21 protein-coding genes are annotated in these 24,866 nt (G+C 75.3%); 15 read left to right on the top strand and 6 right to left on the bottom strand.

Translation table 11 applies throughout. From position 1 onward, the window contains the following. The first annotated feature begins 99 nt into the window (after window positions 1-99). A complete protein-coding gene (locus tag IE219_RS24780) occupies window positions 100-783 on the top strand; it encodes a GntR family transcriptional regulator (protein ID WP_189981267.1) in 684 nt (227 codons plus the stop codon). A 215-nt stretch (window positions 784-998) separates the two neighbouring features. Here the strand turns inward: IE219_RS24780 and IE219_RS24775 are convergent, their stop codons facing one another. Then, window positions 999-1,280 carry an HPr family phosphocarrier protein gene (locus tag IE219_RS24775; RefSeq protein ID WP_189981265.1) on the bottom strand — a complete coding sequence of 94 codons (282 nt, stop codon included), beginning with the start codon at window positions 1,278-1,280 and terminating at the stop codon, window positions 999-1,001. Between the two features lie 239 nt (window positions 1,281-1,519). Here IE219_RS24775 and IE219_RS24770 point away from each other — a divergent pair, with 239 nt between their 5' ends. The 7 genes from IE219_RS24770 to IE219_RS24740 all read left to right on the top strand — a co-directional run bounded on the left by IE219_RS24770 (window position 1,520) and on the right by IE219_RS24740 (window position 12,564). Then, a complete protein-coding gene (locus IE219_RS24770) occupies window positions 1,520-4,522 on the top strand; it encodes a bifunctional acetate--CoA ligase family protein/GNAT family N-acetyltransferase (protein ID WP_189981263.1) in 3,003 nt (1,000 codons plus the stop codon). 188 nt (window positions 4,523-4,710) lie between these two features. Further along, window positions 4,711-5,310, top strand: a complete 600-nt coding sequence (locus IE219_RS24765; protein WP_189981261.1) for a DUF5998 family protein — start codon at window positions 4,711-4,713, stop codon at window positions 5,308-5,310. Beyond that, window positions 5,310-6,515 carry an alkaline phosphatase family protein gene (locus IE219_RS24760; RefSeq protein ID WP_189981259.1) on the top strand — a complete coding sequence of 402 codons (1,206 nt, stop codon included), beginning with the start codon at window positions 5,310-5,312 and terminating at the stop codon, window positions 6,513-6,515. The genes IE219_RS24765 and IE219_RS24760 overlap by 1 nt, the downstream gene beginning before the upstream one ends. Before the next feature lie 56 nt (window positions 6,516-6,571). Then, complete coding sequence (locus IE219_RS24755; protein WP_189981257.1) at window positions 6,572-7,222, top strand: thymidine kinase; 651 nt, start codon at window positions 6,572-6,574, stop codon at window positions 7,220-7,222. A gap of 215 nt (window positions 7,223-7,437) precedes the next feature. Continuing rightward, complete coding sequence (locus tag IE219_RS24750) at window positions 7,438-10,200, top strand: YfhO family protein (protein ID WP_229849991.1); 2,763 nt, start codon at window positions 7,438-7,440, stop codon at window positions 10,198-10,200. A gap of 55 nt (window positions 10,201-10,255) precedes the next feature. Beyond that, window positions 10,256-11,221, top strand: coding sequence for a glycosyltransferase family 2 protein (locus tag IE219_RS24745; protein WP_189981255.1), 966 nt, complete (start codon window positions 10,256-10,258; stop codon window positions 11,219-11,221). Between the two features lie 2 nt (window positions 11,222-11,223). Continuing rightward, window positions 11,224-12,564: a polysialyltransferase family glycosyltransferase gene (locus IE219_RS24740; RefSeq protein WP_189981253.1), complete on the top strand. Its 1,341-nt coding sequence runs from the start codon at window positions 11,224-11,226 to the stop codon at window positions 12,562-12,564. Window positions 12,565-12,613: 49 nt separating this feature from the next. Here IE219_RS24740 and IE219_RS24735 read toward each other — a convergent pair whose 3' ends face one another. Beyond that, window positions 12,614-13,387: a VOC family protein gene (locus IE219_RS24735; RefSeq protein ID WP_189981251.1), complete on the bottom strand. Its 774-nt coding sequence runs from the start codon at window positions 13,385-13,387 to the stop codon at window positions 12,614-12,616. Window positions 13,388-13,548: 161 nt separating this feature from the next. On the opposite strand from IE219_RS24735, the gene IE219_RS24730 reads away from it, so the two are divergent. Next, on the top strand, window positions 13,549-14,376 hold the full coding sequence (locus IE219_RS24730) for a sulfurtransferase (RefSeq protein ID WP_189981249.1): 828 nt from the start codon (window positions 13,549-13,551) through the stop codon (window positions 14,374-14,376). Between the two features lie 74 nt (window positions 14,377-14,450). Here IE219_RS24730 and sepH read toward each other — a convergent pair whose 3' ends face one another. Continuing rightward, window positions 14,451-15,497: a septation protein SepH gene (gene sepH, locus IE219_RS24725; protein ID WP_229849990.1), complete on the bottom strand. Its 1,047-nt coding sequence runs from the start codon at window positions 15,495-15,497 to the stop codon at window positions 14,451-14,453. Between the two features lie 411 nt (window positions 15,498-15,908). On the opposite strand from sepH, the gene IE219_RS24720 reads away from it, so the two are divergent. Beyond that, window positions 15,909-16,916 carry a hypothetical protein gene (locus IE219_RS24720; RefSeq protein ID WP_229849989.1) on the top strand — a complete coding sequence of 336 codons (1,008 nt, stop codon included), beginning with the start codon at window positions 15,909-15,911 and terminating at the stop codon, window positions 16,914-16,916. Window positions 16,917-16,938: 22 nt separating this feature from the next. On the opposite strand, the gene IE219_RS24715 is transcribed toward IE219_RS24720, so the two are convergent. Further along, complete coding sequence (locus IE219_RS24715) at window positions 16,939-18,261, bottom strand: D-arabinono-1,4-lactone oxidase (RefSeq protein ID WP_189981245.1); 1,323 nt, start codon at window positions 18,259-18,261, stop codon at window positions 16,939-16,941. Further along, the gene (locus IE219_RS24710; protein WP_189981243.1) at window positions 18,218-19,462 is read right to left on the bottom strand and encodes an MFS transporter; all 1,245 of its coding nucleotides are present in this window, start codon (window positions 19,460-19,462) and stop codon (window positions 18,218-18,220) included. The genes IE219_RS24715 and IE219_RS24710 overlap by 44 nt, the downstream gene beginning before the upstream one ends. 157 nt (window positions 19,463-19,619) lie before the next feature. On the opposite strand from IE219_RS24710, the gene IE219_RS24705 reads away from it, so the two are divergent. Together IE219_RS24705 and IE219_RS24700 are read left to right on the top strand one after the other, a co-directional pair. Then, on the top strand, window positions 19,620-20,747 hold the full coding sequence (locus IE219_RS24705; RefSeq protein WP_189981241.1) for a ferrochelatase: 1,128 nt from the start codon (window positions 19,620-19,622) through the stop codon (window positions 20,745-20,747). An 11-nt stretch (window positions 20,748-20,758) separates the two neighbouring features. Then, the gene (locus IE219_RS24700) at window positions 20,759-21,565 is read left to right on the top strand and encodes an inositol monophosphatase family protein (protein WP_229849988.1); all 807 of its coding nucleotides are present in this window, start codon (window positions 20,759-20,761) and stop codon (window positions 21,563-21,565) included. Between the two features lie 79 nt (window positions 21,566-21,644). On the opposite strand, the gene IE219_RS24695 is transcribed toward IE219_RS24700, so the two are convergent. Then, complete coding sequence (locus tag IE219_RS24695) at window positions 21,645-21,827, bottom strand: hypothetical protein (protein WP_189981240.1); 183 nt, start codon at window positions 21,825-21,827, stop codon at window positions 21,645-21,647. 413 nt (window positions 21,828-22,240) lie between these two features. Between IE219_RS24695 and IE219_RS24690 the strand changes: the two genes are divergently transcribed. The 3 genes from IE219_RS24690 (at window position 22,241) to IE219_RS24680 (ending at window position 24,862) form a co-directional block, all read left to right on the top strand. Next, on the top strand, window positions 22,241-22,894 hold the full coding sequence (locus IE219_RS24690; protein WP_189981238.1) for a response regulator transcription factor: 654 nt from the start codon (window positions 22,241-22,243) through the stop codon (window positions 22,892-22,894). 4 nt (window positions 22,895-22,898) lie between these two features. Beyond that, on the top strand, window positions 22,899-24,170 hold the full coding sequence (locus tag IE219_RS24685) for a sensor histidine kinase (RefSeq protein WP_189981236.1): 1,272 nt from the start codon (window positions 22,899-22,901) through the stop codon (window positions 24,168-24,170). Window positions 24,171-24,565: 395 nt separating this feature from the next. After that, the gene (locus IE219_RS24680) at window positions 24,566-24,862 is read left to right on the top strand and encodes a DUF4193 domain-containing protein (RefSeq protein WP_003955561.1); all 297 of its coding nucleotides are present in this window, start codon (window positions 24,566-24,568) and stop codon (window positions 24,860-24,862) included. Window positions 24,863-24,866: the final 4 nt, after the last annotated feature.

Genomic DNA, 24,866 nt, shown 5'->3' with positions numbered 1-24,866 from the left:
GGATTCCGAGGGGGCATCGGAATTTCCGGCGTACTGCAATAGAGTCGCACCGGAGACGTCGCCCGAATTCGGTGCGCGGAGCGAAATCGGAGGTCGGACATGAGGATTCCCGCGCGATCGGTGTGCACCGCGATCCGGGACGACATCGTCTCGGGGGTCTTCGAGCGCGGCGGCCGGCTGACCGAGGACCAGCTCGCCCGCCGCTACGGGGTCTCCCGCGTCCCGGTCCGCGAGGCCCTGCGCACCCTGGAGTCCGAGGGCTTCGTCGTCAGCCGCCGGCACGCGGGCGCCCAGGTCGCCGAACCCACCGACGGGGAGGCCGCCGACCTCCTCGACGCGCGGGCGCTGCTCGAACCGCTCGCCGCCGCCCGGGCCGCCCAGCGCCGCACCGACGCCCACCTCAAGGTGCTGCGCGGGCTGGTGCGGCTGGGCCGGGAGCGGGCCCGGCGGGGACAGGGTGAGGACCTGCGGGCGCTCGGCGGCTGGTTCCACGAGACGCTCGCCCAGGCGTCCGGCAGCCCGGCGCTGGCCACCCTGCTGACCCAGCTCCGCCACAAGATCGCCTGGATGTACGTGGTGGACCCGCCGGAGCGGCCGGCGGACGTCTGGGCCGAGTACGGGGCGATCGTCGACGCCCTCGCGCGCGGGGACGCCGAACGGGCCCGCGCGCTGACCGCCCTGCACGCCGAGCGGACGCTCCCGCTGCACCGGCTGAAGAGGCCGGAGCGGGGCCGCGTGAGGGTTTCGCAACATGCCGTCAACACGGCGAGCGCCCGGAATTAACACGGGCCGGATAGAAAGAAAGGGAATTCAGGACGCTTCTCCGTGGCGACCTGAATTCCCTTCGTGATTTCCCCGCATCGGGGATTTCCGCATCTCGCGGAATTCCCCTGCGGCATGCGGGGCCGCCGTGCGGCGGATCCGTCAAAGGCGACGGAAACGGCGAACGGCCGTGCCCCCCGGATCGTCCGGGGGACACGGCCGTCCCGAAGGAGACGTCAGACCGTCTCGGGCAGCTCGTCGAGACCCTCGGCCACCAGCTTGGCCAGGCGGTCCAGCGCGGACTCGGCACCCTCGGCGTCCGAGGCGAGCACGATCTCCTCGCCGCCCTGCGCGCCCAGACCGAGCACCGCGAGCATGGAGGCGGCGTTCACCGGGTTGCCGTCGGCCTTGGCGATCGTCACCGGGACGCCGGAGGCCGTGGCGGCACGGACGAAGATGGAGGCGGGGCGGGCGTGAAGGCCCTCGGCCCAGCCGACGTTGACGCGGCGCTCAGCCATGGTGTTGCCCTTCAGGTCTTCAGCGGTTGTCTAGACCAGTCTCTCACGGGTGCCGGCGTGCTCCTGCCGACCTTCGGCCCGTTCCCGTGCGACGTTCGGCCCTCTCACCTTGCACGGCACGCGCGCGGCGCGCGACCGATGATCGGCCGGGCGCGCGACGGGACGGCGCGTCGCGGAAGCGGGGGAGGGGAGGCGGTGCGGCCGGTGCCGCTGTCGGAGGCCGGTCGTAGGCTTTGCCCATGCGGAGCACGTCGGAGCAGGCGGACGGACCGGGCCGACCGGACGGGACGGACGGACCGGGAGAGCGGGCGACCCCCGGCGGCCCCGCCGCGCCCGAGGCGCCCAGGGACCCCGCCGCGTCCGGGACCCCCGCCGCGCCCGAGGCGCACGCCTATCCCGACCACTGGGAGGCCGACGTCGTCCTGCGCGACGGCGGCACCGCCCGCATCCGGCCCATCACCGCCGACGACGCCGACCGCCTGGTCAGCTTCTACGAGCAGGTCTCGGACGAGTCCAAGTACTACCGCTTCTTCGCGCCCTACCCCCGGCTCTCCGCCAAGGACGTGCACCGCTTCACCCACCACGACTTCGTCGACCGGGTGGGCCTCGCGGCCACCGTCGGCGGCGAGTTCATCGCCACCGTCCGCTACGACCGGATCGACGCCCGGGGCCTGCCCGCCACGGTCCCCGCCGACGAGGCCGAGGTCGCCTTCCTGGTCCAGGACGCCCACCACGGCCGGGGCGTCGCCTCCGCCCTGCTCGAACACATCGCGGCCGTCGCCCGCGAGCGCGGCATCCGGCGCTTCGCCGCCGAGGTGCTCCCCGCCAACACCAAGATGATCAAGGTCTTCACGGACGCCGGGTACACCCAGAAGCGCAGCTTCGAGGACGGCTCCGTCCGGCTCCACCTCGACCTCGAACCCACCGACCGGTCCCTCGCCGTCCAGCGCGCCCGCGAGCAGCGCGCCGAGGCCCGCTCCGTCCAGCGGCTCCTCGCCCCCGGCTCCGTCGCCGTCGTCGGCGCCGGGCGCGCCCCCGGCGGGGTCGGCCGGACCGTCCTGCGGAACCTGCTGGGCGCCGGCTTCACCGGACCGGTGTACGCGGTCAACGCCGCGCTCGACGCCGCGACCGCCACCCTCGACGGGGCCCCCGCCTTCCCCTCGGTCGGCGCCATCGGCGCCCCCGTGGACCTCGCCGTCCTCGCCGTCCCCGCCGAGCGGGTCCCCGAGGCCGTCGCCGACTGCGGCGAGCACGGCGTCCGCGGCCTCGTCGTCCTCTCCGCCGGGTACGCCGAGAGCGGGCCCGAGGGCCGCGAGCGGCAGCGCGCCCTGGTCCGGCAGGCCCGCTCGTACGGCATGCGGATCATCGGGCCCAACGCCTTCGGCGTCATCAACACCGCCGCCGACGTCCGGCTCGACGCCTCGCTCGCCCCCGAGATGCCCGCCGCCGGGCGGATCGGCCTCTTCACCCAGTCCGGCGCCATCGGCATCGCCCTCCTCGCCGGGCTGCACCGGCGCGGCGCCGGCCTCTCCTCCTTCCTCTCCGCGGGCAACCGCGCGGACGTCTCCGGCAACGACCTCCTCCAGCACTGGTACGACGACCCCGCCACCGACGTCGTCCTGCTCTACCTGGAGTCCATCGGCAACCCGCGCAAGTTCACCCGGCTCGCCCGCCGCACCGCCGCCGTCAAGCCGGTCGTCGTCGTCAAGGGCGCCCGGCACAGCGGCAGCGCCCCGCCCGGCCACCGGGTGCCCGTCACCCGCGTCCCGCACGCCACCGTCTCCGCGCTGCTCCGGCAGGCCGGCGTCATCCGCGTCGACACCGTCACCGAACTCGTCGACGCCGGGGTGCTCCTCGCGGGCCAGCCGCTGCCCGCCGGACCCCGCGTCGCGATCCTCGGCAACTCCGAGTCCCTCGGCCTCCTCACGTACGACGCCTGCCTCACCGAGGGGCTGCGCCCGCGCAAGCCCGTCGACCTGACGACCGCCGCCACCCCCGCCGACTTCCGCGACGGGCTCGCGGCGGCCCTCGCCGACGACGCCTGCGACGCGGTCGTGGTCACCGCGATCCCCTGGGTGGGCGTCGAGGGCACCACCGAGGTGCTCGCCGCCTCCCTCCGCGAGGCCGTCGCGGGCGGCGGGGCGGCGGGGGCGGCCAAGCCGGTCGTCGTCGTCCACGTCGAGATGGGCGGCCTCGCCGAGGCCCTCTCCGCCGCCACCAGCACCCGCCCGCCCGGCGAAGGCCCCACCCGCCGCCCCGCCCCGCCCCGCCCGGACGCGCCCGCGCCGCCCGCCCCCGCCGCTCCGGAGCCCGCGCCGGACGCCGGCCCCGGGGGACCCGAGGGCGAAGAAGCGGCCGCCGCGCGCAACATCCCCGCCTATCCCGCCGCCGAGCGGGCCGTGCGGGCGCTCGCCGAGGCCGTGCGGTACGGGCAGTGGCGGCGGCAGGCGGCCGACCCGGGACGGGTCCCCGAGTACGACTCTATCGACGAGGCGGGCGCCGCCGCCCTCATCGACCGGGTGCTCGGCGCCCGGGGCGCCGGCCGGGAGGCACGGGGCGTCACCCTCACCGCCGAAGAGACCGCCGCGCTCCTCGGGGCGTACGGCATCACCGTCCGGGCCGCCCTGCCCGCGCCCGGCCCGGACCGGGCCGCCGAGGCCGCCGCTCGGCTCGGCTACCCGGTCGCGCTCAAGACCACCGCCCCGCACCTGCGCCACCGCCCCGACCTCGGCGGCGTCCGGCTCGACCTGGCCGACGAGCAGCAGCTCCGCACCGCCTACGCCGAGCTGACCGAGGTCCTCGGCAAGCCCGAGGAGCTCCAGCCCGTCGTCCAGGCGATGGCCCCCCGGGGCGTGGACACCGTGGTGCGCGCCTCCATCGACCCGGCCGTCGGCGCCGTGCTCTCCTTCGGGCTCTCCGGCGCCGCCTCCGAACTCCTCGGAGACACCGCCCACCGGCTGGTCCCCGTCACCGACCGGGACGCCGCCGAGCTGGTCCGCTCGATCCGCACCGCCCCGCTGCTCTTCGGCTGGCGGGGCTCGGCCCCGGTCGACACCCCGGCCCTGGAGGAGCTGCTGCTCCGGGTCTCCCGGCTGGTCGACGACCATCCCGAGATCGTCTCCGTCGCGCTCGAACCGGCGGTGGTCGCCCCCACCGGCGTCTCCGTCCTGGGCGCCGCGGTCCGGCTCGCCCCGCCCCCGCCCACCACCGACCTCGGCCCGCGCCGCCTGCCGACCTACTGACGGGCCGCCCGCCCGTCAGTACCCTCATGTACATGACCGACTCGTGGATCGTCCGGGCGCGCGCCCGCGGCCCGGGGTGAGCCGACGGCGCCGGGGAGGCCGATGTCACAGCCCCGGCCCTCCCGAACCGGCCCCGGTCCTTCCCCAAGCGGCCGAGCCGTCCTTACGCACGGATTAGGATGGAGTCCATGGCGAAGACCGGTACGACGACCCAGGGGCTGCGCGCGGCGATCGAGCGCAGCGGCTATTACCCGGCCCTCGTGGCCGAGGCGGTGGAGGCCGCCGTCGGTGGCGAGGACGTCGCGTCGTACGTGGTCCACCAGGAGACCACCTTCGACGCGAACGAGGTCCGCCGCCACGTGACCGTCCTGGTCCTGACGCCGAGCCGCTTCATCGTCAGCCACACCGACGAGCAGGCCGCCGACAGCAGCTCCCCGAGCCCGTACGCCACCACCTCCACCGAGTCCGTGAAGCTCGACCGGATCTCCTCCGTGGTGGTCAGCCGCGTCGTCGCCAACCCCGAGTCGTACACCCCGGGCACCGTGCCCCGCGAGGTCGTCCTCACCATCGGCTGGGGCGCCGTCTCCCGCATCGACCTGGAGCCCGCCGCCTGCGGCGATCCGAACTGCGACGCCGACCACGGCTACACCGGCAACGCCACCGCCGACGACCTCAGCCTGCGGGTCAGCGAGGCGGGCGACGGCCCGGACACCGTCCGGCAGACCCTCGTCTTCGCCCAGGCGCTCTCCGAGGCCACCGCCGCCACCGCGCCGCCGGCCGGCCGCTGATGGCGCAGCCGACGTCCGTCAGCCACGGCTGGCCCGACGACCCGGTGCCGCTCGCCCCGGAGACCGCCCCGGTCCCGGAGTACGGCTCCGGCTCCCTCGCCGACCTGCTGCCCACCGTGGTCGCGGGCCAGGGCGTGCCCGGCTTCGACGCCCGGATCGCCGAGCTGGCCCCGGCCGACCGCGTCTGCGTCTTCCTCGTCGACGGCATGGGCTGGGAGCAGATCAAGGCCCACCCCGACGAGGCCCCCTACCTGACCTCGCTGCTCGGCTCCTCGCGCGGCGGCACCGGCCGGCCGGTCACCGCCGGCTTCCCCGCCACCACCGCGACCTCGCTGGCCTCCGTCGGCACCGGCCGCGCCCCCGGCACCCACGGCCTCGGCGGCTACACGGTCCGCGACCCGAAGACCGGCGCCCTGATGAACCAGCTCAAGTGGCGCCCCTGGACGCCGCCCGAGGTCTGGCAGCCGTACCCCACCGTCTTCCGGCTCGCCCACGAGGCCGGGATCCACACCGCGCAGGTCTCCTCCCCGATCTTCGCGCAGACCCCGCTCACCAAGATCGCGCTCAGTGGCGGAACGTTTCACGGCAGGCTCTCCGGCGAGGAGCGCGTCGACCTCGCCGCCGAGCAGCTCGCCGGTGGCGACCGCTCGCTGGTCTACACGTACTACAGCGAACTCGACGGCGCCGGACACCGCTTCGGCGTCGACTCCGACGCCTGGCGCGGTCAGCTCATGACGGTGGACCGGCTGGTGCGGCGGCTCGCCGAGCAGCTGCCCGCCCGCTCCGCGCTGTACGTCACCGCCGACCACGGCATGGTGGACGTGCCCTTCGACGAGGAGCACCGCATCGACGTCGACGAGGACTGGGAGCTGCGCGCCGGTGTCGCGCTCCTCGGCGGCGAGGGCCGCGCCCGCCACGTCTACGCCGTCCCCGGTGCCGAGGCCGACGTCCTCACCTGCTGGCGCGAGGTGCTCGGCGAGCAGTTCTGGGTGGCCGGCCGCGACGAGGCCATCGCCCTCGGCTGGTTCGGCGACACGATCGACGAGCGGGTGTACGGCCGGATCGGCGACGTCGTCGCCGCCGCCCACGACGACGTCGCCCTCGTCGCCTCCGTCGGCGAGCCGCTGGAGTCCGCGATGACCGGCATGCACGGCTCGATGACGCCCGAGGAGCAGTACGTGCCGCTCCTCGAAGTCCGGTCCTGACCGCCCGCCCGTCCCCTCCCCGCCCCTTCCTCCGACCCGAAAGGTCTCGCCCCGTCATGCCCGAGCTGGTGTTCTTCTCCGGAACGATGGACTGCGGAAAGAGCACCCTGGCGCTCCAGATCGCGCACAACCGCGACGCGCGCGGCCTCCAGGGCATGATCTTCACCCGCGACGACCGGGCGGGCGCCGGGAAGCTGTCCTCCCGGCTCGGCCTGGTCACCGAGGCCGTCGAGGCCCCCGAGGGCTTCGACCTCTACGCGTACCTCGTCGACCAGCTCTCCCAGGGCGGCAAGGCCGACTACGTGATCGTCGACGAGGCGCAGTTCCTCGCCCCGGAGCAGATCGACCAGCTCGCCCGGATCGTCGACGACCTCGGGCTCGACGTGTACGCCTTCGGCATCACGACCGATTTCCGCACCAAGCTCTTCCCCGGCTCGCAGCGGCTGATCGAACTCGCCGACCGGATCGAGCAGCTCCAGGTGGAGGCGCTGTGCTGGTGCGGCGCCCGCGCCACCCACAACGCCCGCACCGTCGGCGGCCAGATGGTCGTCGAGGGCGAGCAGGTCGTGGTGGGCGACGTGAACACCGCCGCCGAGGTCGTCGGGTACGAGGTGCTGTGCCGCCGCCACCACCGTCGCCGGACGACCGGCGCCGCCGCCCGCGCGGCGGCCCTCTCCCCGGACGTCCTGCCGGTCACGCCCGCCTGACGCGGCCTCACCGTCCCGAGGCCGTTCCTCTCCTCCACCACCGGGTGTTCACCCGGAAGCCGCGCGGAGACCGCCCGCCGCTCCCTTCCGGGACGTCCGCCCCGGCGGTAATGGGCCCGGCGCGGTTCCCGGCCCGGTACGGGCGGCGCGCCTCAGGCCCGTCGCGCGCCCGCCGCCGGGCGGACGACGCGCGCCGAGCGCATCCTGGAGGACGAGTGCCACCCGCCGCGACGACCGTGCCCGACGCGGACCCGGACCCGGCGCCCGTCCGGGACGGGGAGCCCGGCACGGCGGGACGCCCCCGCCGCGCGCGCGACCCCCGGCTCCTCGCGCCCGCCGCGGCCGGAGTGCTCACCGCGCTGGTCTTCGCACTGGCCACCGCGCTCGCCCGCAGCCACCCCCTCGGCCCGTACACCCGCAACGTCGTCGACCTGGGCCAGCAGTACCTGCCGTACCACGCCTACTGGCGCGCCTTCCTCCTCGGCGACACCCACGGCGACGCCCTCCTCAACTGGAACTCCGGCTTCGGCGCCAACTTCCTCGGCGACATCGGCACCTATCTGAGCAGCCCCTTCGCGCTCCTCGTCGTGCTCTTCCCGGCCGACCGGCCGGAACTCGCGCTGTACGTCATCACCGCCCTCAAGATCACCGCCGCAGGCGCCGCGATGGCCGCCCTGCTGGTCCGGATCCGCCCGGCGGACCGCCCGGGGCCCTGGCCGCTCGCCGCCCTGCTCGGCGCCGCCTACGCCCTCTCCGGCTGGACCTTCAACCACGGCGCCTCCGTGCCCATGTGGCTCGACGGGCTCATCGCCTTCCCGCTGCTCTGCCTGGTGGCGGAGTGGGCCCGCACCGGCCGCCGGCCCCTCCTCGGCCCGCTGGTCGTCGCGCTCGCCTGGGCCGCGAACTTCTACACCGCCTACATGGCGACCCTCGGCGCCGCCCTCTTCCTCGCCGTCCGCCTGCTCACCACCGAGCCGACCGAGCCGACCGGACCGACCGGACCGACCGGACCGACCGGACCGACCGGGCCGACCGGACTGACCAGGCCGACGGGGCCGACGGGGCCGACCGGGCAGCCCGCTCCCCCTCCCGCCCGGTGGCGGCTCGCCGCCCTGCTCCGGGCCGCCCGGACCGTCGGCATCGGCGTCGGACTGGCCGCCCCCCTCGTCCTCGTCGTCTTCCGCGGCACGAAGTACGCCGACCCCACCCCCGTCACCGTCTTCGCGCCCGCCTCCTGGACCGAACTCCTCGGCCGCCTGCTGCCCGCGACCGCCAACGTGAACACGCCGGCCCTCTTCATCGGCACCCCCGCGCTCGCCCTCGCCCTCACCCTGCCCTTCAACCGGGCCGTCGCCCCCCGCGTCCGGTACGCCTGGACCGCGCTGGCCGTCCTGGTCACGCTCTCCCTCCAGTGGGAGCCCACCCACCTCCTCTGGCACGCGGGCGCCTCGCCCAACGGCAACCCCTACCGCCAGACCTTCGTCCTGTGCGGACTGCTCCTGATCGCCGCCTGGCTGTCGGCCGCCCCCGGCCTGCCCCGCCCGCCCGCGCTCCTCGGCGCCGCCGCGCTCCTCGCCGCGCTCGCCCTCGCCGCCCGCACCAGCACCGACATCGACGGCGCGACCTACCCCGCCTTCGGCGCCGCCGCCCTCACCGCCCTGGCCGCCGTGCTCCTGCTGCGCCGCGCGGGCACCGCCCCCCGCCGGAGCGCCCCGCTCGCCGCCGGCGCCGCCGTCCTCCTGCTCGCCGCGCAGGCGGGCGAGACGGTCGTCGGCGGAGCGCGGATCGAGGCCCGGCAGCGCGCCGAGGTCTCCTGGGCGCCCCGGATCGGGCCCTGGCAGCGCGCGGTGGCCGCCGAGACCGCCCGCGCCGACGCCTGGCCCGCCCACCGCACCGACCCCGGCGAACTGCCCGGCGGCAACGAACCCCTCCTGGTCGGCGGCGAGGGCGCCGAGGTCTACTCCAGCCTCACCACCGAGGCCACCTCCCGCACCCTGGACTCCCTCGGCTTCGGCCACTACGCCAAGGGCCGGCACCCCGTCACCCTCGACAACCCGGTCACCGACGCCCTCTTCTCCATCGGCACCCGCATCCGCTCGGTGCCCGCAGGACCGGTCCGCCAGGACGCCGCGCCCCGCGCCGCCGTGACCGCCGCCACCACCCCCGTACCACCGCTCGTCACCGTCCACCCCGCCGGGGACGCCCGGATCGACCCGGCCGACTCCGCCTTCCGGAACCAGGAACTCCTCCTCGGCGCCTCCGTCTACACCCTGCCCGCCGTCCGCCGCGACGGCACCGTGCTGACCGCCCGCTGCCCGGCCGGCACCGCCCTCTGGTTCTGGGCGCCCGAATACCACGGCACCGCCGCCCTCGACGGCGGTGCCCCCGTGGCGTACGACGGCCGCCCGCCGGCCGTCCGCGCCCCGATGGCCGTCCTCGGCACCGTCCCCGCCGACGGCGGGGTCCGCGTCACCCTGACCCCGGCGAAGAAGAAGGTCCGGCTGCCCCGGCAGTCCGTCGGCTGCCTCGACCCCGCCCGGCTCACCGCCGCCGTCGCCCGCCTCACCGCCACCGGCGCCACCCGCGTCACCGCCACCGGGCACACGATCAGCGCCGAACTCCCGCCCGGCAGCACCGGGACCGCCGTCGTCGCCGTCCCCCGCACCCCCGGCTGGCGGTGCGCGGCCGGCGACGCCGAACCGGTCCCCGCCCGCGCCCACCGGGGCCTGCTCGCCGTCCCCCTCGACGGCTCCGCCACCCGGATCGGCTGCTCCTACCGCCCGCCCGGCCTCCGCCTCGGCGCCGCCGCCGGAGCCGCCGCCCTCCTGGCCCTCCTCGCCACCGCCCTCCTGACCCGCCGCTCCCGGCGGAAGGCCGCCGGTACGACCGGTGGACGCCAAGAGTTCACCGGCGGTCCACACGGGGCTCGTCCGGCCGGCCGGGACGCCGATTACGCTCCCCGCCGTACCGGCGCGTGAGGCCCGCCGCCCTTCCGCCCGTCCGCCAGCCCTCGAACCCGTGGGGATCCACCGCGTGCCCAAGCTCTCCGTCGTCGTCCCGTTCCACAACGTCGGGCCGTACGCCCCCGACACCGTCCGCAGCCTCGCCCACAACGCGGACCCGGACTTCGAGTTCCTCCTGATCGACGACTGCTCCACCGACGAGACCCCGGACGTCCTCGACCGCTGGAAGGACCGCATCCCGAACACCCGGGTCATCCGCCACCCGACCAACCTCGGCGTCGCCCAGGCCCGCAACACCGGCATCGACGCCGCCACCGGCGACCACATCACCTTCCTCGACGGCGACGACTGGTACGCCCCCGGCCACCTGCGCGCCGCCGTCGACGGCATCGAACGGCTCGGCTGCGACTTCGCCCGCACCGACCACGTCCTCGCCGAGGGCCGCAAACGGCACGTCAAATACGCGCCCGCGCCCCGCCGCGACACCGTCATGGACCCCCGCGACGGCATCGTCCCGGCCGGCATGGTCACCATGGTCGACTACCCCTTCGTGCCCTTCGGGATCTACAGCGCCCGCCTCTTCGCCGACGGCGCCGGCCGCTTCGAGACCAGCCTGCGCACCGCCGAGGACCGGCTCTGGGTCTGGCGCCTCCACCTCACCGCCCGCAGCTACGCCGCCCTCTCCCTGCACGGCGTCTTCTACCGGCGCGGCGTCACCACCTCGCTCACCCAGATCGGCGACAACCGCCAGCTCGACTTCATCCCCTCCTACGACCTGCTCCTCGACGAGGTCGCCCGCGACCGCGAGGCCGACCGCTTCCTGCCCAAGGCGGTCCGCACCTACTGCGCCCTGATCGCCTTCCACACCGGCAAAGCCGGCTCCTACCAGCCGGAGGTCGCCGAGCGCCTGCGCACCGACGTCACCGCCGCCCTGCGCCGGATGCCCCGAGAGGTCCTCGACGAGACCCTCGCCACCATGGACACCCCCCGCGCCACCCTCCTGCGGAGCCTGCGCGACACCGGAAGGACTCCCTGACCATGGCCCCCGCCCCGCGCCCCGACGACCGCCCGGTCCAGCTCTTCCAGGTGTCCACCCTGTACGGGGCGGCGACCGTCGCCGCCGCCGTCGACGCCGGACTGTACGGCGAGCCCGGCACCGCCCGCCGCCTGCTGCTCCTCTCGCACCACGCCGAGATCCCGGAGACCGCGCTCCGCCTGGAGACCATGACCGGCTACGGGCGGATCGCCGCCCGCTTCGACGGCGTCCTCGACTGGAACGCGACCATCCACCCGTACCACCCCGCCGCCTGGGGCCCCCGCCCCGAGGAGGCCCCGCTCTGGCAGCGCGTGCTGCGCACCGCCTGGGACCTCGGCCCCGGCCCCGTCGAGCTGATCGTCGAGTCCATCCAGGTCAACCCGGCCAAGGCGCTCGGCGCCTGCTTCCCGGAGAGCTCCGTCGAGGTCTACGCCGACGGCCTGATGAGCTACGGCCCCACCCGCTCCGACCTCGCCCAGTCCCTCGCCTGCCGGGTCCGCCGCCTGCTCCACCTCGACCTGGTGCCGGGCCTGGTCCCGATGCTCCTCACCGAGTACGGCGTCCCGTCCGCGCTGGTCCCCGACACCGCCTTCCGCGCCGTCCTCGCCGAGATCGCCGCCGACGCCGCCGCCGACCCGGCGGTCGCCCGCGCCGCGGCCGCCGCCCCCACCGCGCTCCTCCTCGGCCAGTACCTCGCCACGCTCGGCCTGCTCACCGTCGAGGAGGAAGAGGACCTGCACGTCCGCATGCTGAGGGGCGCCGCCGCCCTCGGCCACCGCTCGGTCGTCTTCAAGCCGCACCCCACCGCGCCCGCCGGATACTCCACCGCCCTGCGGGAGGCCGCCGAGGAGGCCGGGGTCCGGCTCACCGTCCTCGACGTGCCGCTCCTCGCCGAGACCTTCTACGAGCGCTGCGACCTCCGGCTCGTCGTCGGCTGCTTCTCCACCGCGATGCTCACCGCCGCCGTGTACTACGGCGTCCCGGTCGCCCGGGTCGGCACCGGCGACCTGCTGCGCCGCCTGGAGCCCTTCGAGAACAGCAACCGGATCCCGCTCACCGTGGTCGACCACCTGGTGCCCGACCTGGAGTCCGGCGCCGCGCCCGCGCTGCCGGGCCGCGCCCCCGCGTCGCTCGCCCCGCTGGTCCGCGCGGTCGGGTACTGCATGCGGCACACCGCCCACCCGGGGCTGCGCGCCGGGACCGCGCACTATCTGGCGGAGCACCACGCGGACCCGGCGGTCGCCCACCACTTCGCCCCGGACCGGCTGACCGAGCTGGGCCTGCCGGGCGGGGCGCCCGCCCGCTCCGGCTCCCTCTTCCGCCGGGCCGCGGCCCGCGCCTGACCCCGGCCGGACGGCTCCGGGGCACGGCACGGCGGCCCGGGCGCGGACGTCAACGGCCGGCGGGACCCACCAGGGTGAAGACCGCGCCCTCCGGGTCCGCGACCAGGACCGCGCGCCCGGCGGGCACGTCCCGGACCGGCCCCGGCACCCGGCCGCCCAGCTCCGCCACCAGCTCGGCGGCCGCGTCCGCGTCGGCCACCGCGAAGGACGTCATCCAGCGCGGGCCCCGGCCCAGGGGGAGTTCGCCGCCGGCCCCGCGCAGCGAGGCGACCGGCCGCCCGTCCGCGCTCAGGACGACGCGGTCGCCGTCCGCCGGGTCGCCGGGCTCCGCCGCGTAGCCGAAGACCGTCCGGTAGAAGGCGCCGACGGCCGCCGTGTCGTAGGTGACCAGCTCGTTCCAGACCGGGGTGCCGGGCGGGCCGGAGAGCGCGGTGCCGTGGTGGGCCCCGGCCTCCCAGAGACCGAAGACGGCGCCGGCCGGGTCGGCGCAGATCACCATGCGGCCCGCCTCGCCGGTGTCCAGCGGCCCCACAGCCACCGTCCCGCCGCAGCAGCGGACCGTCTCGGCGGTCTCGTCGGCGTCCCCGGTGGCCAGGTAGGTGGTCCAGGCGACGGTCAGGCGCCGCTCCGGGGGCAGTTCCCCGATGCCGGCCACCTCGCGCCCGTCGCTCAGGGCCCGGACGTACGGGCCGAGGTGCCGGGGCCCGGGGACGAACTCCCAGTCGAACAGCCGCCGGTAGAAATCGAGGGTCGCGTCGAGCCCGTGCACCATCAGACTCACCCAGCAGGGCGTTCCCGGGCTGCGCCGGGCGGCCTCGGTCATCTCCACTCGCTCCTCGGACCCTAGAGTCGTGGCCGCTTTCCGCCCCCGGTGGTCCCACCGGGCCGCGCACGGCGCGCCCCGGTCGCACCCTCCTGGCGCGATCCTCGGGGAGGACGCCGGGTCCGTCCCCGGCGCGCGCGGCGCTGCGCGAGGATGACCCCATGAATCCCATCATCTCCGCAAGCGAACTCGCGAGCGAGTCGGCGGGCGGCCGTCCGCCGGTCCTCCTGGACGTCCGCTGGACCCTCGGCGGCCCGCCCGGCCGCCCCGCCTACGAGGCCGGGCACCTGCCCGGCGCCGTCTACGTGGACCTCGACGCCGAGCTGGCCGGGCCGCCCGGGGCGGGCGGCCGGCACCCGCTGCCCGACCCGGACGCCTTCGGCGCGGCCATGCGCCGGGCCGGGGTCCGCGCCGACCGCCCGGTGGTGGTCTACGACGGCGGGCTCGGCTGGGCCGCGGCCCGCGCCTGGTGGCTGCTGCGCTGGACCGGCCACCCGGACGTACGGGTCCTCGACGGGGGCCTCGCGGCCTGGCCGGGGGAGCTGTCGGCGGAGATCCCGGAGCCGGAGCCGGGCGACTTCGCGCCGGTGCCGGGCGGGCTGGGGCTCCTCGACGCGGACGGGGCGGCGGCCCTGGCCCGGTCGGGGCTGCTCCTGGACGCGCGGGCCGCCGAGCGGTACCGGGGCGACGTGGAGCCGATCGACCGGGTCGGCGGGCACGTGCCGGGCGCCCGGTCGGCGCCGACGACGGAGAACACGGCGGAGGACGGCCGCTTCCTGGCCGCCGACGCGCTGCGCGCGCGGTTCGCCGCGCTGGGCGCGGTGCCGGGCGCGGAGGTCGGCGTCTACTGCGGGTCGGGCGTCTCGGGCGCCCACGAGGTGCTGGCCCTGGAGATCGCGGGCGTCCCGGCGGCCCTGTACGCCGGTTCCTGGTCGGAGTGGTCCGCCGACCCGGCCCGCCCGGTGGCGACGGGCCCGGACCCGGAGTGACCGGGCGGGGGTGAGGCGGCGGGAGCGACGGGCGGGGCGTGCGGCCGGAGCCGTACGCCCCGCCCGTCCTCCGCTCAGTCCTGCTTCTTGCGGCGGGTGCCGAAGACGATCTCGTCCCAGCTCGGGACGGCCGCGCGGCGGCCCGGCCGGACGCCGTCGGCCTCCGCCTGCCGGTCGGTGGCGCCGTGCAGCCGGTCGCGGTGGCCGGAGACGGCGCGGGGCATGAGGACGTCGGCGTAGGCCGCGCCCGCGCCGGCGGAGGCGGCGGGAGCCGGGGGCTCCTCCGCCTCGACCTCGTCGGCGGGGTCGGAGGAGACGGGCTGCTCGGGCACGACCATGTCGCCCCGGAAGCTGGGCACCGCCTCCAGGAGGCTGGTGAGCGAGTCCCGCTCCTCCTCGGGCTCGGCCGAGGCGGTCAGCGGGGCGCGCTCGACCCGGTCGACGCGGTCGAGCTGCCGGTCCAGGGCGCGGTCCAGCGGCCGGTCCCGGGGCAGCCGGGCGATCCGGGGCACGAACGGGAAGCTGGGCTCGGGGGCGGCGGCGAGGGTGTCGTCGGTCTCGCCGATCAGCGCCCGCGCCTCGTCGTCCACGGCCTGGACGAGGCGGCGCGGCGGGTCGTAGGTCCAGCTGGCGGTGTGCACCTCGCCGGCGACGCGGTAGACGAGCAGCACCTCCCAGGTGCCGTCGTCGCGGCGCCAGGAGTCCCACTGCACGGTGTCCTTGTCGGCGCCGCGCAGCAGCAGCCGCTCCTGCACGGCCTCGCCGAGCTGGGGGCCGCTGTTCTCGCCGGGGCGGCGGACCGGGGTCTTGCGGGCGCGCTCGGCCATGAAGGCGCGCTCGGCGAGGACGGGGCCCTCGAAGCGGCGGACCCGGTCGACGGGGATGCCGGCGAGCTGGGCGACCTCCTCGGCGGAGGCACCGGCTCGTATCCGCGCCTGGATGTCCCGGGGGCGGAGGTGGCTCTCCACCTCGATCTCGATCTGGCCGAGGCGCGCGCGGTCGTTGCGCACGGCGGCGCGGAGCCGCTCGTCGATCGGGAGCGTGTACTCCGTGCTGTCGGCAGCCTTGAGCACCAGTCGTGTGCCGTCGTTGGAGACGGCCACGACACGCAGTTCGGGCATGGGGACCTCCCGGGTGGTGCCTGCCGACGTCACGTGCGTCGCTGCTTCCGCTAGTCGAGTGTGGCCTGCCCGGGTGCAGCCTGCCACTACCTTGCCGAGTTGCCCGGCGTGTCGGGCGTGGACCCGAGGGCGCCGTGAGGGCACGGTTACCTGTTCACTACCCGGAGTGACTGGGTGTCACGCTACGTAGTTGTTCCGTTTCCGGGCGCCCGTGAAGGCGTCCGGACCCAGGGTTCGTCAATGTACTCCATTCGGGCCACCCGGGTGGACCGGCGCGCCGCCCGAGTTATCGGGGTGTCCGGGAGTTGGTCCCCCGCCTTCATTCCTCCCGCGTGGCACTCTTCACAGAACCCCCTGAAACGGAACTATTCGCTTCGCTCATTTGTCCCTTCTGGGTGCACGGTGGAACAGATGACCAGGCAGAGGGTGGAGATGCGGCACAGGCGGAGCGGCGACACGGACGAAGCGGAGACCCGGCTCTCCCGCGCCGTGGACGACGGGGGCGGGACCGGGGAGAGCGACCCGGGCGGCCCGGACGACGCGGACGGCAAGGAGAAGCGGAAGATCGACCTGAGCGTCCCCCAGGTCGCCGGCAGCGCCCTCGCCGCCGTCATCGCCGCCAAACTCGCCTCCACCCTCGGCGTGTACGGGACGATCCTCGGCGCCGGCGTGATCAGCGTCGTCGCGACCTGCGGCGGCCCCCTCTTCCAGCAGCTCTTCCGGCACACCGGCGAGCAGATGCGGGACGCCACCACCGCGACCCGGCCCCGGCCCCGCCGGACCGCCCCGGCGGCCCCCGCCGAGGACCCCGGCACGCTGCTGCTCCACGCGCTCCCCGGGGAGGCGGCCGGGGGGTCCGGCACCGGGAAGTCCGGCAGCGGGGAGTTCGGCACCGCCACCACCCACGGCACCCGGCTGCGCGGCTGGAAGCGGCCGGTCCTCGCCGCCGCCGTCGTCTTCGGCGTCACCATGGGCGGCATCACCGCCTACGAACTCGCCTCCGGCCAGGACCTCGGCGGCACCGAGGGCACCACCACCTTCGGCTCCGTCGTGCGCGGCGGCGGCGCGGGCCAGGACGCGCCCGCGCGCGAGGAGGAGCCCTCCGCCCCGGCGCCCGGCGGCTCCGCCGGAACCCCGGGGGACGGGGACCGGACGACCGGGAGCACGCCCTCCGCCGGCACCGGCACACCGTCGACCGGCGCCACCCCCGGCCCCGGGGACCGCACCCAGGACGGCGGAGCCACCACCGCCCCGGCCCCGGACCCGACCGCCACCGGCGGCACCGGGCCCGCCCCGGACCCGACCGGGCCCACCGCGCCCACCACGGCGCCGACCGTCCCGGCCGAACCCGCCGGACCCTCGGCCCCGACGGCCGGCGCCCCCGCGCGCGGGGACGCCCCGGAGGCCCCGGCGGGCTGACCGCCGCCCCTCCGGGCCCCGGTCAGTCGCCCAGGACCCGGCGCAGGTAGTCGTTGCCGAAGCGCCGGTCCGGGTCCAGCCGGTCGCGCAGCGCCGTGAACTCGCCGAAGCGCGGGTACGCCTCCGCGAGGTGGGCGGCGTCCCGGGTGTGCACCTTGCCCCAGTGCGGCCGGCCCCCGTGCGCGGTCATGATCCGCTCCACGGCGGTGAAGTACGCCTGGTGCGGCGTGCCCCGGTAGAGGTGCACGGCGACGTAGGCGGTCTCCCGCCCGGAGGCCGTGGAGAGCGCGATGTCGTCGGCGGGCGCGGTGCGCACCTCCACCGGGAAGCTCACCTTCAGCGGCGAGCCCTCCACCATCGCCTTCAGCTCCCGCAGCGCGGCCGTCGCCGCCTCGCGCGGCAGCGCGTACTCCATCTCCAGGAAGCGCACCCGGCGCGGCGAGGTGAAGACCTTGTAGGGGATGTCGGTGTACGTGCGGGCGGACAGGGCGCGGCTGGAGACCCGCGCGATCCCCGGGATCGCGGGCGGCACGGCCCGGCCGAGCGCGCAGGCGGCCCCGAAGACCCCGTTGGAGAGGAACTCGTCCTCGAACCAGCCGCCGAACCGGCCCAGCGGGGCGGCGGGGCCCGCGCTGCGGTTGTTGCGCTTGGTGTTGCAGTTGTCCGTGTGGGGGAACCAGTAGAACTCGAAGTGCTCGTTCTCCGCGTGCAGCTCGTCGAACTCCGCCAGCACCCGGTCGAAGCGCATCGGCTCCTCGCGCGCGGTGAGCAGGAAGACCGGCTCCACCGCGAAGGTGAGCGCGGTGACCACGCCCAGCGCCCCCAGCCCGATCCGGGCCGCCGCGAAGACCTCCGGGTTCTCCTCCGGCGAGCAGGTCATCAGGGTGCCGTCGGCGGTGACCAGCTCCAGGGCGCGGATCTGGGCCGCGATGGAGGCCGAGCCCCGGCCGGTGCCGTGGGTGCCGGTCGAGGTGGCGCCGGCGACGGTCTGCTCCATGATGTCGCCCATGTTCGTGAGCGACAGGCCCTCCCGGGCCAGTGCCACGTTGAGCCGCTTCAGCGGGGTGCCGGACTCCACCGTCACCGTCATCGCCGCGCGGTCGATCCCCCGGACGCCGGTCAGCAGGTCCGGCCGGACCAGCACGCCGTCGGTGGCCGCGATCGCGGTGAAGGAGTGGCCGGTGCCGACCGTCTTCACCCGCAGCCCGTCCTCGGCGGCCCGGCGGATCTCGGCGGCCAGTTCCTCCGCCGAGGCCGGTCGCGCCTCCCGCACCGGGCGGGAGGTCACGTTCCCCGCCCAGTTACGCCACGGCCCGCTCGCCGCTCCCGCTGTCCTCGTGCTCATCTCGCCCCTCCCGGTCCGTCACCGGCCTGCGCAGCCGGCGGTGGCCGAGCACACCCACCACGACCGCGAGCGCGCCCGAGACGACGGGCACCACGTACGCCGACTCCGCCCCCGAGGCGTCGACCACCCAGCCGGCGGCCGAGGAGCCCAGGGCCACGCCGATCGCGAGGCCGGTGCCGGTCCAGGTCATGCCCTCGGTCAGCTGGGTGCGCGGTACGTGCTTCTCGACGAGGGCCATGGTGGTCACCATCGTCGGCGCGATGGAGAGGCCCGCGACAAAGAGCGCCACGGCCAGCAGCGGAAGGCTCCCGGCCAGTAGGAGGGGGATCATACTCACGGCCATCGCGCAGATGCCCAGCAGCCAGCGACGGGACGGCTCGCCCTTGAGGTGCAGCAGCCCGAAGACCGCGCCGGCCAGGCAGGAGCCCAGCGCGTACACGGCGAGGACCAGGCTGGCGGCGGCCTTCCGGCCGCTCTCCTCGGCGAAGGCCACCGTCACCACGTCCACCGAGCCGAAGATCGCGCCGGTGGCGACGAAGGCGAGCGTCAGCACCTGGAGACCGGGGGAGCGCAGCGCCGAACCGCGCTTCTCGGCGGTCTGCGGGTGCGGCGCCGGCTCGGTGCCGCGCTGGGCGGTCAGCCAGAAGACGCCGATCGCCAGGAAGACGCCGGCCAGCAGCGGACCGGCCTCCGGGAACCAGGTGGTGGACAGGCCGATGGAGATGATCGGGCCGAAGATGAAGCACACCTCGTCGACGATCGACTCCCACGAGTACGCGGTGTGCAGCGAGCGGGCGTCGCCCTCGTAGATGTCCGCCCAGCGGGCCCGGGTCATGGCGCCGACGCTCGGCACCACGCCGATCACGGCGGTGAAGGCGAAGAGGGTCCAGTCCGGCGCCCCCTGCTGCACGCACAGCAGCAGACCGGTGGCGGCCGCCACGGAGACCAGGGTGACCGGGCGCAGCACCCGCCGCTGCCCGTACCGGTCGACCATGCGGGAGACCTGGGGGCCGAGGACGGCGGCGGACATCGCCAGGGTCGCCGAGAGGGCGCCGGCGAGGCCGTACCGGCCGGTGACCTGGGAGATCATCGTGACGATGCCGATGCCCATCATGGACAGCGGCATGCGGCCGAGGAAGCCGGCCACGGAGAACGAGGCGGTACCGGGCGCCGCGAAGATCGCGCGATAGGGACTGGGCAAGGGGGGCTCCGGCTCTGCGGCTCGACGCGCGGCGCGGGGTGACGACCGACACGTTTAATTAACAGCTAAAGCCTAAGGGTTCGAAGCCGGTGGGTCACCCCCGATTCCGGCCGGGCCGCGCCCCGGCCGCCCGGCCCCGGGTGGGAGGATCGGAGCCATGTCCGATCAGCACGATCCCGCCCCGTACGACGCACTGCTGCTGCTCTCCTTCGGCGGCCCCGAGGGCCCGGACGACGTCGTCCCGTTCCTGGAGAACGTGACGCGCGGCCGCGGCATCCCCAGGGAACGGCTCAAGGAAGTGGGGCAGCACTACTTCCTCTTCGGCGGCGTCAGCCCGATCAACGGCCAGAACCGCGCCCTCCTCGACGCGCTGCGCGCCGACTTCGCCGCCGCCGGCCTCGCCCTCCCGGTCTACTGGGGCAACCGGAACTGGGCCCCGTACCTCACCGACACCCTCCGCGAGATGGTCCGCGACGGCCGCCGCCGCATCGCCGTCCTCACCACCAGCGCCTACGCCTCCTACTCCGGCTGCCGCCAGTACCGCGAGAACCTCGCCGACGCGCTCGCCGCCCTGGAGGCTGAGGGCCTCCCGGTGCCCAGGGTCGACAAGCTGCGCCACTACTTCAACCACCCCGGCTTCGTGGAGCCCATGACCGAGGGCGTCCTCGCCTCCCTCGCCGAACTCGACGAGTCCGTCCGGACCGGCGCCCACCTCGTCTTCACCACCCACTCCATCCCGGACTCCGCCGCCGACACCTCCGGCCCCGTCGCCGACCACGGCCCCGGCGGCGCCTATGTGCGCCAGCACCTCGACGTGGCCCGCACGATCGCCGACGCCGTCCGCGAGAAGACCGGCACCGACCACCCCTGGAAGCTCGTCTACCAGTCCCGCAGCGGCGCCCCGCACGTCCCCTGGCTGGAGCCCGACGTCTGCGACCACCTGGCGGAGCTGCGCGCGGCCGGCGCGCCCGCCGCCGTCATGGTCCCCATCGGCTTCGTCTCCGACCACATGGAGGTCCTCTACGACCTCGACACGGAGGCCACCGCCAAGGCCGCCGAACTGGAGCTGCCGGTCCGCCGGTCCGCCACCGTCGGCGCCGACCCCCGCTTCGCCGCCGCCGTCCGCGACCTCGTCCTGGAGCGGGCCGCCGCCGAGCGCGGCACCCGCCCGGAGCGGTGCGCCCTCGGCGCCCTCGGCCCCTCCCACGACCTCTGCCCCGTCGGCTGCTGCCCGGCCCGGGCCGAGCGCCCCGCCGCCGCCGGCGCCGACAGCCCCTACGCCTGAGGAGCCCCGCCGTGACCGCATCCGACCCCCTGCTCGCCGACCTCCTCGACCTGGCCCTGGAGGCCGCCCGGCGGGCCGGGGAGCTGCTCCGCGACGGCCGGCCCGACGACCTCGCCGTCGCCGCCACCAAGACCAGTGCCATCGACGTCGTCACCGAGATGGACATCGCCGCCGAGAAGCTGATCACCGGCTTCCTCGCCGAGCACCGCCCGCACGACGGCCTCCTCGGCGAGGAGGGCGCCGCCACCGAGGGCACCAGCGGCGTCCGCTGGATCATCGACCCCCTCGACGGCACCGTGAACTACCTCTACGGCCTGCCGTCCTGGGCGGTCTCCATCGCCGCCGAGCGCGACGGCGAGACCGTCGTCGGCATCGTCGACGCCCCGCTGCGCGGCGAGACCTTCCGGGCCGTCCTCGGCGGCGGCGCGCACCTGGGCGACCGCCGGCTCGCGGTCCGCACCGCGCCCCCCTTCGAGCAGGCCCTCCTGGGCACCGGCTTCGGCTACGTGCAGTCCCGCCGCGCCCACCAGGCCGACGTGGTGCGCGAGGTCCTGCCGCTGGTCCGCGACATCCGGCGCGGCGGCTCGGCCGCCATCGACCTGTGCGACGTGGCGGCCGGCCGGCTCGACGCGTACTACGAGCGCGGCCTCAACCCCTGGGACCACGCGGCGGGGGCCCTGATCGCCCGCGAGGCGGGCGCGCGCACCGGCGGGCGGCCCGGGGAGCCCGAGTCCGGGGAACTGGCCGTGGCGGCCCCCGAGGGCCTCTTCGGGCCCCTTCAGGAGCTGCTCGACCGGCTCGGCGCCTGGCACGACTGAGCCCGGCCCCGGACACGGCGGTGCCCCGGAGCCGGGAAGGCTCCGGGGCACCGCCGCGCACTCCGGGGAGTGCGGTGGCTCAGGCGCTCTGAGCGCAGGCCGGCGCGACCTCCACGCCGTGCTCCGCGGCCAGCCGGTGCAGGTCCTCCAGCTCGGCCTGCTCGACCTCCGCGAGGTACTCGTCGCCGGTCTCGCGCGCCCGCGTGAGGTCCGACTGCGTGGTCCTGATGCGGTGCAGCAGCCCTGCGGTGAAAGCGTCCATGCGCCCCTCCTCGTGGGTCGGTGGCACGGGGTGTGCCGAGGGTGGGTCGGATCACACGCTGCTCGCTCCCGGGGGACGGAAGAGTCGTGGGCGTGCCACAACAGGGCGTGATCGCGGGGTGTGCAGACCTCCTCCCCAGCCCTCCGCGCACGGAAACCTCAACTGGCCCGGGAAACCGGTGAATTCTCGGCGCCGCCCGCCGTACACCGGCCGTACACCCGCCCGCGGCCCCGCCCCCGCCGGGCCTCCGCCCGTCCCGCCGGGGCCCCGGGAGCACCGGCCGCCGGGCCCCCGCCCACCCCTCGGCTTACCGCCGGTTTACGCGCGTACCGGGCAGGATGGACACGCACAGTCAGTGCTCAGAACCGCCCCCGGTCCGCTCCGACCGGAGCGCCGAGGGAAGGAAGAACGACGTGCGCGTACTCGTCGTCGAGGACGAGCAGCTGCTCGCCGATGCGGTGGCCACCGGACTGCGCCGGGAGGCCATGGCCGTCGACGTCGTGTACGACGGCGCCGCCGCCCTGGAGCGGGTCGGGGTCAACGACTACGACGTGGTCGTCCTCGACCGCGACCTGCCCCTGGTCCACGGCGACGACGTCTGCCGCCGGATCGTCGAGCTGGGCATGCCCACCCGGGTCCTGATGCTCACCGCCTCCGGCGACGTCAGCGACCGGGTCGAGGGCCTGGAGCTGGGCGCCGACGACTACCTGCCCAAGCCCTTCGCCTTCACCGAGCTCACCGCGCGCGTGCGGGCGCTCGGCCGGCGCACCAGCGTGCCGCTGCCGCCCGTCCTGGAGCGGGCCGGCATCCGGCTCGACCCCAACCGCCGCGAGGTCTTCCGGGACGGCCGGGAGGTCCAGCTCGCCCCCAAGGAGTTCGCCGTCCTGGAGGTCCTCATGCGCTCCGAGGGCGCCGTCGTCTCGGCGGAGCAGCTCCTGGAGAAGGCGTGGGACGAGAACACCGACCCGTTCACCAACGTGGTCCGGGTCACCGTCATGACCCTGCGGCGCAAGCTGGGCGAGCCGCCCGTCATCGTCACCGTGCCCGGCTCCGGCTACCGGATCTGAACCGGTGGCCGCGACCCCCGCGCCGCACCCGCAGGCGCCTCCGAAGCCCACCTGGGACCCCCGCGACCCGGTCCGGCCGCTGCTGCGGCCGACCATCCGGATACGGCTCACGCTGCTGTACGGCGGGATGTTCCTGATCGCCGGCATCCTGCTGCTGTCGATCATCTACCTCTTCACCGCGCAGACCCTGACGAACAGCGCCTCCCAGCTGCCCTTCAAGATCGTCGCGGGGCAGGTCCAGCCCACCACCTCCTGGTGCGTGCTGCCCGACAAGGGCACCGGCGAGCAGTTCGACGCCGCCGTCTCGGTCTGCCTGCGGCACCAGTCGGAGCTGGCCCTGGAGGACCTGCTGCGGCGCTCCCTCTTCGCCCTCCTCGGGCTGAGCATCATCGCCTTCGCCTTCGGCTACGCCATGGCCGGCCGGGTCCTCTCGCCGCTGGGCCGGATCACCCGGACCGCCCGCCAGGTGGCCGGCTCCGACCTGGCCCGCCGGATCGAGCTGGACGGCCCGGACGACGAGCTGAAGGAGCTGGCGGACACCTTCGACGAGATGCTGGAGCGGCTGGAACGGGCCTTCACGGCCCAGCAGCGCTTCGTCGCCAACGCCTCGCACGAGCTGCGCACCCCGCTCGCGATCAACCGCACGCTCCTGGAGGTGCACCTCTCCGATCCCGGGGCGCCGGTGGAGCTGCAACAGCTCGGCAAGACCCTGCTGGCCACCAACGAGCGCAGCGAGCAGCTCGTGGAGGGCCTGCTCCTGCTCGCCCGCAGCGACAACCAGATCGTCGAGCGCAAGCCGGTGGACCTGGCGGAGGTCGCCGAGCGGGCGGTCGACCAGGTGCGCGCCGAGGCCGCGGCGAAGGGCGTGGAGATCCGCGGCGAGCGGTCCCCGGCCGTCGTCCAGGGCAACGGGGTCCTGCTGGAGCGGATCGCCCTGAACCTGCTCCAGAACGCCGTGCGGTACAACGTGCCGAGTGGGACGGGGCAGCGCGAAGCGCTTCCGGGGGAGGGCGGCTGGGTCGAGGTCTCCACCGAGGCCGGGCACGGCCAGGCGGTCCTCGTGGTGACCAACACGGGGCCGGTGGTCCCCGCGTACGAGATCGACAACCTCTTCGAGCCGTTCCGCAGGCTCCGGCAGGAGCGGACCGGCAGCGACAAGGGCGTCGGCCTCGGGCTGTCGATCGCGCGCTCGGTGGCGCGGGCGCACGGCGGGCGCATCGGGGCGGAGCCCCGCGAGGGCGGCGGCCTGGTGATGCGTGTCACTCTGCCGATCTGACACACTGCAAGAGCGAAGACCGATCTGTTCGCTTTGAGCGGAATTCCACACCCTCCGTCCCGAGACGGACGTGTGTGATCGATCACAAGAGCGAGTGCCTGCGGGGTAGCGCTCCGTGACCGCGAATTCCGGGAGAAAACCGGGAAAAGTCCGGGTTTCCCAGACGCCGGGCGACGGGAAGTACACGGGGTGGCGCCGCACAGAGGCGCCCCCCGGACCGTGTACGGTCCGCATCGCCACTCGTACCCGATCACTCGTGAGAGCGCGGGACGGGTGTCGATTGAGTAACAGACCTTGATGTGAGGCAAAATCTGCGCCTCAGGTCGGGCACAAGTCCGACCTCTCACGCGTTACGTGCGCTGAGACACCGCAACCACCCAGAGGGGGAGAGCGACATGGCAACGGACTACGACACCCCACGCAAGACAGACGACGACGTCGATTCGGACAGCCTCGAAGAACTGAAGGCCCGGCGGAACGACAAGTCGACCTCGACCGTCGACGTCGACGAGTTCGAGGCCGCCGAGGGCCTGGAGCTGCCCGGCGCAGACCTCTCGAACGAGGAACTGGCCGTCCGGGTCCTGCCCAAGCAGGCCGACGAGTTCACCTGCATGAGCTGCTTCCTCGTGCACCACCGCAGCCAGCTGGCGCGCGAGAAGAACGGCCAGCCGATCTGCCGCGACTGCGACTGAGACA

The sequence above is a fragment of the Streptomyces termitum genome, from assembly GCF_014650175.1.
Taxonomy (GTDB): domain Bacteria; phylum Actinomycetota; class Actinomycetes; order Streptomycetales; family Streptomycetaceae; genus Streptomyces; species Streptomyces termitum.
Note: the sequence above shows the minus strand (reverse complement) of the source record. Positions and strands in the feature narration are given on the sequence as shown.